The organism is Pseudomonas sp. PA-6-3C (genome assembly GCF_021605825.1).
GTDB lineage: Bacteria > Pseudomonadota > Gammaproteobacteria > Pseudomonadales > Pseudomonadaceae > Aquipseudomonas > Aquipseudomonas edaphica.
The window spans coordinates 50,102-61,995 of record NZ_WKDV01000024.1; the positions used below are offsets into that span (position 1 = coordinate 50,102).

At 58.2% G+C, this 11,894-nt stretch carries 10 protein-coding genes; 5 read left to right on the forward strand and 5 right to left on the reverse strand.

What is annotated here, in order from left to right:
• The first annotated feature begins 112 nt into the window (after positions 1–112).
• Positions 113–1,837, forward strand: a complete 1,725-nt coding sequence (gene poxB, locus GIW48_RS17070) for a ubiquinone-dependent pyruvate dehydrogenase (RefSeq protein ID WP_017136921.1) — start codon at positions 113–115, stop codon at positions 1,835–1,837.
• A 3-nt stretch (positions 1,838–1,840) separates the two neighbouring features.
• On the opposite strand, the gene GIW48_RS17075 is transcribed toward poxB, so the two are convergent.
• On the reverse strand, positions 1,841–2,695 hold the full coding sequence (locus GIW48_RS17075; protein WP_017136922.1) for a LysR family transcriptional regulator: 855 nt from the start codon (positions 2,693–2,695) through the stop codon (positions 1,841–1,843).
• 93 nt (positions 2,696–2,788) lie between these two features.
• Here GIW48_RS17075 and GIW48_RS17080 point away from each other — a divergent pair, with 93 nt between their 5' ends.
• Positions 2,789–3,430, forward strand: coding sequence for an FMN-dependent NADH-azoreductase (locus GIW48_RS17080; RefSeq protein ID WP_169987674.1), 642 nt, complete (start codon positions 2,789–2,791; stop codon positions 3,428–3,430).
• A gap of 416 nt (positions 3,431–3,846) precedes the next feature.
• On the opposite strand, the gene GIW48_RS17085 is transcribed toward GIW48_RS17080, so the two are convergent.
• On the reverse strand, positions 3,847–4,404 hold the full coding sequence (locus tag GIW48_RS17085; protein WP_170040256.1) for an NADPH-dependent FMN reductase: 558 nt from the start codon (positions 4,402–4,404) through the stop codon (positions 3,847–3,849).
• 228 nt (positions 4,405–4,632) lie between these two features.
• Between GIW48_RS17085 and GIW48_RS17090 the strand changes: the two genes are divergently transcribed.
• The gene (locus GIW48_RS17090) at positions 4,633–4,869 is read left to right on the forward strand and encodes a hypothetical protein (RefSeq protein ID WP_017136925.1); all 237 of its coding nucleotides are present in this window, start codon (positions 4,633–4,635) and stop codon (positions 4,867–4,869) included.
• A 60-nt stretch (positions 4,870–4,929) separates the two neighbouring features.
• Here the strand turns inward: GIW48_RS17090 and GIW48_RS17095 are convergent, their stop codons facing one another.
• Positions 4,930–5,274 (reverse strand): hypothetical protein, encoded by a 345-nt coding sequence (locus GIW48_RS17095; protein ID WP_026013696.1) that lies wholly within the window; start codon positions 5,272–5,274, stop codon positions 4,930–4,932.
• 103 nt (positions 5,275–5,377) lie between these two features.
• Complete coding sequence (gene gspG, locus GIW48_RS17100; RefSeq protein ID WP_169987670.1) at positions 5,378–5,824, reverse strand: type II secretion system major pseudopilin GspG; 447 nt, start codon at positions 5,822–5,824, stop codon at positions 5,378–5,380.
• A 153-nt stretch (positions 5,825–5,977) separates the two neighbouring features.
• Here gspG and GIW48_RS17105 point away from each other — a divergent pair, with 153 nt between their 5' ends.
• Both GIW48_RS17105 and GIW48_RS17110 read left to right on the forward strand, forming a co-directional pair.
• Positions 5,978–6,883: a LysR substrate-binding domain-containing protein gene (locus tag GIW48_RS17105; RefSeq protein WP_099549128.1), complete on the forward strand. Its 906-nt coding sequence runs from the start codon at positions 5,978–5,980 to the stop codon at positions 6,881–6,883.
• Between the two features lie 155 nt (positions 6,884–7,038).
• Entirely contained in the window at positions 7,039–11,256 is a 4,218-nt protein-coding gene (locus GIW48_RS17110) for a glycosyltransferase family 32 protein (protein ID WP_236462118.1), read from the forward strand.
• Positions 11,257–11,305: 49 nt separating this feature from the next.
• On the opposite strand, the gene GIW48_RS17115 is transcribed toward GIW48_RS17110, so the two are convergent.
• Complete coding sequence (locus GIW48_RS17115; protein WP_026013697.1) at positions 11,306–11,887, reverse strand: GNAT family N-acetyltransferase; 582 nt, start codon at positions 11,885–11,887, stop codon at positions 11,306–11,308.
• Positions 11,888–11,894: the final 7 nt, after the last annotated feature.

Consider the following 11,894-nt stretch of genomic DNA (forward strand, 5'->3'; position numbering starts at 1 on the left):
GTTTAGTCGGCCCCGTGACGCAATCTTCACATTTAAGGGTGAACATCCGCGGTGTTCGAACTGTCCTCTACTGATCAGCAGCCTTTAACCTCACTGACGATTGGAGTTCTTCATGGCGAAAATCAACCTGGCCCAGCAGTTGGCGACCACCCTTGAACAGGCGGGCATCAAGCGCATCTGGGGCCTGACCGGCGACAGCCTCAATGGCCTCACCGACGCCCTGCGCACCATGGACAGCATCGAGTGGATGCACGTGCGCCACGAAGAAGTGGCCGCCTTCGCCGCCGGCGCCGAAGCAGCCGCCACCGGCGAGCTGACGGTATGCGCCGGCAGCTGCGGGCCGGGCAACCTGCACTTGATCAATGGCCTGTTCGACTGCCATCGCAACCATGTGCCGGTGCTGGCTATCGCGGCGCAAATCCCCTCCTCCGAGATCGGCTTGAACTACTTTCAGGAAACCCACCCGCAGGAACTGTTCAAAGAGTGCAGCCACTTTATCGAGCTGGTCACCAACCCTGCGCAGATGCCCCAGGTGCTGCACCGCGCCATGCGTTCAGCGATCCTCAACCGCGGCGTGGCGGTGGTGGTGATCCCAGGCGATATCTCGCTGCTGGAAGTCGAAGACAAACTCAAGCCCTGGCCGGCCCTGCACGCACCGCGCACTTTGCCGGCGGAACAAGACCTGCAGCGCCTCAGCGAGATCCTGCACAGCAGCGAGAAAGTCACCCTGCTGTGCGGCAGCGGCTGCGCCGGTGCTCACGACCAAGTGGTAGCCCTGGCCGATGCTTTGGGCGCGCCAGTGGTGCACGCCTTGCGCGGCAAGGAGCATGTGGAGTGGGACAACCCGTTTGATGTGGGCATGACCGGCCTGATCGGCTTCAGCTCCGGTTACCACGCAATGCTCAACTGCGACACGCTGATCATGCTCGGCACCGACTTCCCCTATCGCCAGTTCTACCCGACCGACGCCAGGATCATCCAGGTCGACCGCAACCCGCAGGCGCTGGGCCGTCGCGCCACCCTGGACCTGGGCATCGCCGCCGATGTTGGCGAGACAATTGACGCGCTGTTGCCACGCCTGACGCGCAAGGCCGACCGCAGCTTCCTCGACACCTCGCTCAAGCACTATGAAAAAGCCCGTCAAGGCCTGGATGACCTGGCGCAGCCATCGAAGGCCGACCGGCCGATTCACCCGCAGTACGTGGCGCGCTTGCTCAGCGAGCTGGCCGACGACGATGCGATCTTCACCGCCGACGTCGGCTCGCCCACCGTCTGGGCTGCGCGGTATTTGAAGATGAACGGCAAACGCCGCCTGATCGGCTCGTTCAACCACGGCTCGATGGCCAATGCCATGCCACAAGCCATTGGTGCACAGGCAGCATTTCCTGGACGGCAGGTGATCTCGATGTCCGGCGACGGTGGCTTTGCCATGTTGATGGGCGACTTCATCTCGCTGGCGCAGTTGAAATTGCCGGTGAAGGTCATTGTGTTTGATAACTCGTCACTCGGGTTTGTCGCCATGGAGATGAAAGCCGCCGGTTACCTGGACACCGGCACCGAGCTGAAAAACCCGGACTTTGCCGCCATGTCCAACGCCATGGGCATCCTCGGCATTCGCGTGGAGCAGTCCGAAGACCTGGAACCGGCCTTGCGCCGCGCCCTGGCCCATGACGGCCCGGTGCTGGTGGACGTGGTTACCGCTACCCAGGAACTGGTGATGCCGCCGACCATCAAGCTGGAACAGGCCAAGGGGTTCAGCCTGTATATGCTCAAGGCGGTGATGAGCGGGCGTGGCGATGAAGTGATCGAACTGGCGCGCACCAACTGGTTGCGCTGAGCCTCAGTGCCAGCGAACAGCGCCGTAGCGGACCACCACCTGGGTGACGACCTCGACCAGGCGCGGGTCCGCCTCCGGGGCGCTGAACAGGCGGAACTCGGCATCGGGCAACGCGGGCAAGCCGTGTTCGGCGCCGAGTATCGCCAAGCCCGGCCCGACCTGGCTCTGCGCCATCGGTGCAATCGCAAACCCGGCCGCTGCGGCGGCATGCAGCGCCGCGTAACTGCTGCACTGCATGGCGCTGCGCTGGGCGATGCCCGCTTGGGCAAGACGCGTCAGCGCCGCCTCGCGATACGGGCAAGGCTCGGGAAACAAGGCCAGGGGCAACGGGTTCGGCAAGGCTACGAGCGGCTGCCCGGACCAGGCCCACACTAACGGCTCACGCCATAGTGCCAAACCTGGCTCACTGGATTCGCACAACGAGCCGACCACCACCTCCAGCTCACCCTGCTTCATCAAACTCAACAACGAACCGGGAATGCCCACTTGCACGCTGATGTGCATGCCAGGGTATTGCGCCGCGACGTTTTGCAGTTCACGTAACAGGCGCGCATCCGCGAACTCCTCCGATACGCCTACGCGCAGGTTGCCTTTAATCGCCGAGCGCGTCAGCTCGGCCCAGGCGTCCCGGTTCAACGCGAGGATGCCACGGGCATAGGCCATCAGCCGTTCACCATCGGGCGTCAATTGCTGGGACCGGGTGGTGCGGGTGAGCAAGGGTTTGCCCACCTGTTCCTCCAGGCGGCGCAAATGCCCACTGACGGCCGACTGGGTCAGGTGCAGGCGCTCTGCGGCGCGGCTGAAACCGCCCTCATCGACCACTGTGACGAAGGTTTTGAGCAACAAGGCATCGAACATATTCTGATTTGTGATCAATAGATGATTTAAATACGATTTATATTTCAATGCTCGCTATGTTGCAATGCCCAGGTCAACTTTCCCGAGGCCACCATGACCACACTCCTGCACATCGAATGCTCGCCGCGCAAACAACGCTCCGCGTCCCTGGAGATCGCTCGTCAGTTTATAGCTCGCTATCAGCAGAACGCCCCGGACACCCAGGTGGTGACCCTGGATTTATGGGCGCTGGAATTGCCGGAGTTTGCCGGACCGGTGATGGACGCCAAATACGCGGGCATCGCGGGTACGCCGTTAAGCGCAGAACAAAGCGCTGCCTGGACGACACTCACAGCGCTAGCGGCTCACCTGCATCAAGCTGATGTGCTGGTGTTTTCGGTGCCGCTGTGGAATTTCGCGATTCCCTACAAGCTCAAGCACTTTATCGACGTGGTATCACAGAAGGACGTGCTGTTTGAGTTCAGCCCGGAGCATGGAGTGCGGGGGTTGTTGCATGACAAGATCGCGGTGAATGTGTATGCACGGGGGATGGATTTTTCGGCACCTGGCGCGCAGGGGATGGACTTTCAGAAGCCCTATATGGAGGCGTGGCTGGGGTTTATCGGGGTGACCGATGTGCACTCGCTTTATGTGGAAAAGACTATTTTGGGGGCGGAGGTGGATCAGGTGTCGCGCCTTGAAAGTGCGGGGATGGCGCTGAAGCTTGCTGATCGATTGGGGTCGGCTGGGGGTTAGGGCCTGCAGAGCCATACTCGGTCAAGGGTGGGAGCTGGCTTGCCTGCGATGGCATCAACCGGGTGTACCCGACACTCCGAGGCGTCTGCATCGCAGGCAAGCCAGCTCCCACAGAAAAGCAGACCTCCAGTGGATGCACATCCGCTTTCGCTTTTGATCTAACCACTCAGGTCGGCTTTCAGGCCGCCGTGCTCTGCCAAGGATGGCCCATCGCGGCGGCCCACGGATTCAAGCCTTCGTTCTGGCATGCCGAGCCCAAGCGAGGCACCGAGTGGTGGGGCGAGGACCTTTTGGTTACTTTTGACTGGGCCGGCATTCCGGTCCTTGCAAAAGTGACCCGCTGTAAAAGCGGAACCAATAGCAGCCGTTACCTAAATAACGGATATACACCCAAACACCACGGCCCTACCCCGCCATCAGCCCAACTGTTTCTCAACCCACTTACCATAGGCATCAATAAACGCCTGCAAGAACGGCCGGGTCTTCTCCGACACCTTACCCGCCTCATCAAACACGCTCCCCGCCCCACCCAGATACGCCTCGGGCTGCTGCATACACGGCACATCCAGAAACACCAGCGACTGACGCAAATGATGGTTCGCCCCAAACCCACCAATGGCCCCCGGCGACACACTGATGATCGCCCCAGGCTTACCCCCATAGACACTTTGCCCATAAGGACGAGACCCAACGTCAATGGCATTCTTCAACGGGGCCGGCACGGAGCGGTTGTATTCCGGTGTCACAAACAACACCGCGTCGGATGAGCGTACTTGCTGACGGAAAGTACTGTAGGCTGCGGGCGGCGCAGTACCGTCGATGTCTTCGTTGTAGAGCGGCAAATCGCCAATTTCCACAATGTTCAACTTGAGGTTGGCAGGGGCCAGTTCGGCCAATGCCAACGCGACCTTACGGTTGATCGACTCTTTTCTAAGGCTGCCAACCAGGACGGCAATCGTATAGACCTTGCTCATTGAGGTTTTCCCGACATCTGACTAAAGGAGCCTTTAGTTATAGAGCCTTCGTGACGCGTTAACCAGCGGGTTTTGATAATCCCGAAGCTGTTTGCCACGCACTCACCAGCGTAGGAAGCGTCTGAAAACATCAACGAATAGTATTTTTTTCCCATAGGTAAACTACCCCGCTCCATGACGGTCTACAGAACCGCAAATCGAGTGTTTATCTCCAGAGGTTCTAAACAGATGGCTGCAGTACTTGTCGGACAGTTCCATGCCAGAGACGCGGAAGGACGCGTGTATTCGGTGCATGAGTTCCAGGAATCCAACCCGGCGCAGGACAGCCAGGCTGGCTCGACGCCTACCACCACCTACAAGCTGGCCATTGGCGACCGTGTAGAAAAATTGGAAGGCGATGAATTCAAATTGATCCAGTCGGGGACTATTATCGTCCGCGAATCGCAAACCACCCTCGCGTCATAAGATCCCGCCTTATCGACCTGCTCAGTCCTGGCCATTACTGGCGTTGACTGGGCCGGGGGATCACGGCCGGCGCATCTGCGTTACCTCCACGTCCTGCTCACCGTCCAGCTGCTTGAGCGTTACCAGCAACCGCCCCCGCTCCCCTTCAACGGCATACAGCGAACGCTTGTAGCCCGGCGTGCCGTAAGCGGGATACGCCACCACCTGCCTGACCAGCGCAATCTCCAGCACAGCCCCCACCTGCTCGCTCACCTGTTCCTGGGAACGGATAAACGCCTCAAGGGCGTGGTTTTCCGGGGTGCGTTCGTCTTGATTATTGAGGAGATAAGCAGCCACGCAGCCAATGGTCACCAAGACCAGCAGCTGTTTGGCCCTTACCCCGAAAAACGTCGAGGGTAGAGGCATGTGAGACCAGACCTGTTGTTGTTTTAAGTGCCGGGTGAGCGGCATTGGTCGTTGATGATCAGATGCGTCATTCTAATCAGGTCGATGGGGAATGCCAGGTGATTCAGTGGTCGCCGTAGGTAATATCCTTGTTATCGCCGACGCCGCCCAGGGTTCGGTCCTTGCCGAATGAAAACAGGTCGAAGGGGGTGTTGGGCTGGGTCGCCGGGTAGTGGTACTGATAGGCAATGCCCCAAGGGTCGGTCAATAACTCATCCTTGACGTAGGGTCCTTTCCCATTGGCTGATGCCGCAGGTTGCACGGTCAGCACCTCCAGGCCCTCCTCATCCGTAGGATAGCGGCCGGTATCCTGATGGAACTGCTCGACAGCCTTGCCCAGCTCAGCCACCTGCGCCTTGGCAGTGGCGATTTCCGTCAGCGTTACATCCCCAAACAAGCGCGGCCCCAGCGCCAAGGCCAACAAGCCAATAATGACCAGCACCACCAGCACCGCCCAGCGCGTGAAGCCGCGCTGGGTGAGTATTTTTCCGCTTAAGCGACTTGATGGCATGTTGAGGCTCCCCTTTCCCTCGATTGATACACTCGTTGTATACCCTGCCCGTGACAGTGACATACCCACTAACGGTAGCCAACACTCACCCATGCCTGTGCTCTTTTTTACCCAGGCATTGAAACCCCATCGCACTGAACATAGACTCCGGCGATGCGTTTACGTCATATCGAAGTGATTCAGGCCATCTTGCAGACCGGACATCTCGGCACCGCCGCCGAATGGTTGCAACTCCCCGTGGGCGATGTGGACGCAACCCTCAAGGACGCTGAGCAGCAATTGGGCTTCATGCTGTTCGCCAGTGTGCGCGGGCGCTTGCAAGCGACGCGCGAAACCCTTGAGCTGCAGGCTGAAATCGCCCACCTCTATGAAGCGCTGGAGCCGTTGCAACGCCTGGCCGGGCGCCTCAAACATCATCACGCCCCGCCCTTGCGCGCCTTGTGCACGCAGCCCTTGGCTAACCAATTGTTGCCGCAAAGCCTGGCTATGCTGCGCCGGCGCTTTCAGGACACACCGTGCACCCTGTCGAGCCAACCGACCCGGGAGATCGTCAGGAGCCTGCTGCTGCGCGAAGCCGACGTGGGCCTGAGCCTGCATGATCCGCAGCACCCACAAATCCAAAGCACCGTACTGGCCCAAGGCAAGCTGCAACTGCTCGCGCCCCATGGCTGGCTCAAACCCAAGCAAAAGTACATTGCACTGCAGGACCTGGCCGGGCAGTCAATGATCGGGCTGGAAGGTCACGACCCGCTAAGTCGTCTGCTGGACGCAAAACTGCAAGCCCTGCGCCCACTGCCGTTGGTGCAGACACGGGTGCAGACCTACCAGATGATGCGCAGCATGGTGGAGGCCGGAGCGGGTCTGGCGATTGTCGATCCGTTTACCGCCTTCGGCGCGCGGGAAGCTGGGCTGGATGCGTGCCCGTTATCGCCGCCGATGCCTGTGGTCCTTTACGCATTGACGTTGAAGGAATCTGAACCTGCTCCGGCGTTGAATGCACTGTTGGAAATCGTCGCCGACAAGGCCGAAACCTTGCTGACCGTTACTGCATCCACCTGACCCCGCCCTGCGCACCATCTAGTGCGCTTTCACCGACATAAACTCTAAAAACTCCCGCTGGAACCTTGTTCTAGAAGCGTCGCACTCACAGAAGCAGAAAGCACAGCCGAGTGCTTTCCACTGGACGACATACTCTAAACAAGGAAGCGTTTTCTATGACTACCCTCCATTCTGTCCTTACTGATCGAGCCCTTCAAAACCCTGCCAGTCTCAACCCACCGCAGGACGCCGGTGCGTTAACTAGCGCTCAACCGAATTCGATTGAAGCCTCAGCCAACGATGCAACCCCTGGCACCCTGGACAACCCGGCAGCGCTTAAAAAAGCTTTTGCCGATCGGTGTAACTGGGAAACCCTGGCGGCAAAACTGCGCACAAGCCTGGAAGAACTGCACGCCGCCTTCCCGCCCCCCCTTTCCAGTGAGCAACAAAGCCTGCTCGAAGGCAGGCTGACGTCGCACTGGAATAGCACCTCAATACCGGTCTGTGAAGGCTCCAGCTACTATCAAAAGCACAATCTGGCGCCGACCAGCATCGTCAAATTGGGCACATACCTCAGCGGCAGCGACTTGCCCCTGCCCAAAACCCTGAACGCGTTGCAGGCCCTTTATCAGCTAGCGACAAAGCACGTTCAGACCCCGCCCCTGGGCAACTTCAGCGGCGCGCTGTCCTGGCCGATCCCGCTCTCGGCGCAAGACAAACAAGCTATCATCGACCTGCTGAACGCTCCTGACTCAACGCTGCCGGAACTGCCACTGACTGATCCCAAAGGCGTGCTGGGCTATCTGTTGTCCGCGTGCGAGTTGTCCAGCAATGATTTCAAATTCACCAGCAGCGCAGTAGAAACGCTGCTGGGATCGGCCAAGGCGCAAGCGCTGGGCCAGGCCATTCAAACCCGGTTGGGCGGCATTGCAACGAACACCAGCGTCAATAACTATTTGTTGGCTGCGATTCATCTGGGGCTGAATCCCCAATCCGTGGGCACTCCGGCGCGTAACCGCGTTGCCGGCTTTGATCTTGGGCAACGCCAGCATTGGTACCGACCGGCCACGGTCGTCATCGAGGGTTTGAGCCGTCATCTGGTGGCAACAGGCCGAGCCTCTGCGGCATCGGCTCAACTGGCGGCCCGCATGTTGTTGGCCCACTGCGCCCCTGAATACCTGGTCAAGGACATTCCGGCGAGCGTGACCTACGGCAGCATTCCCTGGACACAGTTGACGATCGCCGCCGCCAAGCTGGAAGCTGAATCGCCGGGGCGCACACTCACAATGACCTACAGCGAAGTGCTCGCCGCCGCAGAGGGCATCGACATCGGCACACCGCTCTCGCAGCATATCCATCGCGAAGCGTTGCACAATTGGGGTGAAGTCAAAGGCTACTTGAATGCAGGCACGACGCCCGACGACACGCAGATGCACACTGTGCAAAGTACCTTTAGCGCCCAGCAGCAAACCTTGCAAGACATCAGCCGGGCACTCGCAACCCCGATCCCGATGCGTGAAAACCTGGGAATGGATCTGCTCAGGGAGAAATTTCCAGGCATATCCGATGAGGTCTTCAAGGCGAAAAACCTCACGAAAGCCCGACTGATCGAAGGACGCCCCGGTCGCTTCCCCGGAACATATTCAATGCTCGATGTCGTCATGCACGGCGACAAAGTCAATAATGATGACAGCGAACATTGGGTCACCAATGACAAGCGCATCCCCATCAAGCAATTTTGCGCGCTTTCCGATAGCGGCGAACTTTCCGTCGCAGACACCTTTACCCAACGCTACACATCGGCCATAGCAGAGTTGGAAAAAGGCCACTCGGGGATGACCCAATACCTGATTTCGACGGTGCCACCCGAAGATAAAGAAAACTTCGATGATGGAAAACTCGAGTTTTTTCATACCGACAGCTACCTCATCGGCCTCGATTTCTCGACCAAAAGCCTGATCCAAAAAGGCCATACGCTGGATGTGAAAATCACCCGTGGGGGACAGGTCAATATTTACCGCATCGATACACGCGCCGGGACCATTTCCAAACACAATTACCTGGCTCACATTTACTCGCCACCCTACACCCGGCTCGATAATCGAGACGCCAACACACTGCATAGAACCGTACGATTCAACCCGTTCGAAGACGAACATGCCGAGCAGGCCAAGGAAAAGCCGGCGACCACAGTAACACCACAGGTCTTCGATTCAGACCGCACCCGCTACATCGCCAAAATACTCACCAAACGCATGGACTTGCAGGGCGATGAGCTACTGCAACATGCCCGAGGAACAACGTCTTACGACAAAACCAGTGCCGCCAACAAGACCATCGGGGAGTTTTTCCTGAATATGATCCCGTTCAGGTCTGCGATTGTTAACTTCACGCAGGGCAATATCGGTGAGGGTTTGCTTGACCTTGGCATGGACGTGATCGGTCTGGTGACTCTGGGCGCCGGCAAGGCAGCACATGCGAGTAAAGCCCTCGCCAAAGGCGTGGCCGGCCTCAAGGGTGCAGCAAGAACCGCCCGGTTTCTGGGTACCGTCGCAATCGACGCGCTCAACCCGTTGGGCGGTGCGGGCGATTTGCTCAAAGGTATCAGCCGCTGGACCTGGTCCAAGGGAAAGAGCGTATTCAATACCCTCAAGGGCGCCAGCGGCAGCTACGACGTGCTCAAAGCCGCCAGCACACAGCATGGCTTGGTTGCCATAGGCACCTCCAGGGTTGCTGGTGAAATGCTGGAAGGTGATGCGTTGTTCCAGGGCGGCAAATGGTATGCCTTCGATGCAACCAAGGGGCGTCCCTACGGTTCACCGTTGAAAGATTTCCAGCCTGCGGCGGCGGCGGCCGGTGAGAGCGTCAAAGTCTTTGATAGAACCTCGCTGCTTGAATATGAGGCCATCGTTTCCCCGGACCTGCTGCAGGTTAAAGGCTTGCAGGCGAATATCTACGTCGGCCCGAACAACAAAGAATATATAAAAGTCAACGGCAAGCTTTATCAGTCCACCATCAAGGATGGCCAGCGGGTTATCCAACACCCCAGTGCCGCCCGAGACAACATTGTGGTCCGGGACCTGGGCAGCGCCGGCTGGGAGCCTCGCGCCACTGCCAATCGCTTATTGGGTGGTAACTCCCCGTCACCCTGGAAACTCGATGAAAACACATACGTCGTACCGGTAGACGACGTAAAAATAACCACGGGTTCCTCATACCCCTTCACCATCAATTACCGAGGCATGAACTATGTCACCACCTTTGATACCAAGGTGGGTGCCTGGATGGCCGGTTCGGGTAACGCCAACGGCGTCACCACCGAGTACTTCTGGAGAAGCGCAAAGAACAAGTGGCAGATGGGACCCTTGGAGGAATATAAAAATGCCCAGAAGATCCCCGAGCACAACTTCAGGTTTATCGATGCAACCCCACCGGCCATCTTGCAGAAGTCCAGCAATATCAGGCCCATCCCAACCAACATTCACTACTTCTGGGCCGGCGGCGAAATACCCGACAAGCTGATCAAGAATATCGCGACCAACGCCGAAAAAATGCCCGGTTTCAAATCCATTGTGCACGTCGACGCCGACACGCCAGAGTTGCTGCAGACCATCAAACTCAAGCTGGAAAAGGATGCGCCCGGCGTCACCGTCATGAATTTGCATGAAGAAGACTTTTTCCAACCCTTGAAGAACACCGAACTGTATGCCTACTTCCGCAGAGGCCAAGGAAAAAACCTTGCCGCCACTTCCGATGTAGCTCGCTATCCGTTGATGAATAAATATGGTGGCATTTATCTCGACACCGACGACACCATCAAAGGCGCGGTGGGATCCGCCGGTTTGAACGCGGGTGACTCGGATATGCTGCTCAGCAAACCAGTCGCTCACAAAATCACTGACTACAAACCCTTCTACAACACCAGTAACTTCGCCACGCAACCGGATAACCCGGTGGTCACCGAAATGATCGCCGAGATGAACCGGCGCTTCACTGAAAACAAAGCGTATTTTGCGGCCAACCGCCCGACACTTTCCAGAGAGGTCAACGGCGGGTTCACCTACACTTCAGATTTTCTGGAGTACGAAGGCAAGATCTTTGAGACCGTCGGCCCGAACCTGCTTGACGATGTACTGAGGTCCAAGCGACCGGACATTTACGATGCGGGATTCGATGGAATGAGCAAAGAAAAAATGCAGCAGGTCAAACATGGCGCGGTGCCCGGTATACCGTTCAGCCTGGAAGACGACATTCACCAGTACTACGCCAATAAAGGCCTGAGTGAGCCTGATGGGCTAAAACAGAGTCTGGAGCAAGCCAAGAAGCACTACCGCTCACTCCGTGACCAGTTGCAGGTTACCATTGGTACCGAACATTCGTGGATCGATTCATGACTTAGCCTGCCGCACCTCAACGCGGCCTGAACGCCAGGGGCAAGGGCATTCAGGCCGTCTGCCGCTCAGACGTGAACAACCGATACCAGAAAATTGCCACTTCGCGGGTTTGCGGGTCAATCCCGCGATAGCGCAATTGATCGATCCCACCCATCACATACCCGCAGCGCTCATACAAACGGCAAGCGCCGAGGTTATTGTTCTGGGTTTCGAGCATCATGCCCGGCAAGTTCTTCTTGCGGCTCCAGAACTGCGCCACATCCAGCAATGCCTTGGCTACACCATGGCGCCGTGCAGGCATGGCCACCGCCAGCTCGTCGACATGGGCAAAACCATTCCAGTTGGTGCTGACCACAATGTGCCCCACCGCGCGATCATCCAGGTACGCCATAAAAATCGCACTGTCGGGAGCATCGCGGAAACTGGCGAACTCTTCCGGGTCGATGCCGTAACACTTGCGGTACGGCAGAATGCGCTCCAGCGCCCATTGGTCGACGCGCTTGCCCATCTCCGGTACGCCATAGGCGCTGACCTCAAAGCTGAAATCATTGCCCCACACGTAGGCGTCAAAGCCTTCGTCGGCGACCCGAACGCTGAGCCCCGGATACTTCGGGTTCATTACAGCTTGCATAAACATC

Coding starts and splice junctions, on each gene's coding strand:
- gspG (WP_169987670.1), bottom strand. CDS start 5,824: ATGCCATCAAGTCGCTTAAGCGGAAAAATACTCACCCAGCGCGGCTTC.
- GIW48_RS17105 (WP_099549128.1), top strand. CDS start 5,978: ATGCGTTTACGTCATATCGAAGTGATTCAGGCCATCTTGCAGACCGGA.
- GIW48_RS17080 (WP_169987674.1), top strand. CDS start 2,789: ATGACCACACTCCTGCACATCGAATGCTCGCCGCGCAAACAACGCTCC.
- GIW48_RS17085 (WP_170040256.1), bottom strand. CDS start 4,404: ATGAGCAAGGTCTATACGATTGCCGTCCTGGTTGGCAGCCTTAGAAAA.
- GIW48_RS17115 (WP_026013697.1), bottom strand. CDS start 11,887: ATGCAAGCTGTAATGAACCCGAAGTATCCGGGGCTCAGCGTTCGGGTC.
- poxB (WP_017136921.1), top strand. CDS start 113: ATGGCGAAAATCAACCTGGCCCAGCAGTTGGCGACCACCCTTGAACAG.
- GIW48_RS17075 (WP_017136922.1), bottom strand. CDS start 2,695: ATGTTCGATGCCTTGTTGCTCAAAACCTTCGTCACAGTGGTCGATGAG.
- GIW48_RS17095 (WP_026013696.1), bottom strand. CDS start 5,274: ATGCCTCTACCCTCGACGTTTTTCGGGGTAAGGGCCAAACAGCTGCTG.
- GIW48_RS17090 (WP_017136925.1), top strand. CDS start 4,633: ATGGCTGCAGTACTTGTCGGACAGTTCCATGCCAGAGACGCGGAAGGA.
- GIW48_RS17110 (WP_236462118.1), top strand. CDS start 7,039: ATGACTACCCTCCATTCTGTCCTTACTGATCGAGCCCTTCAAAACCCT.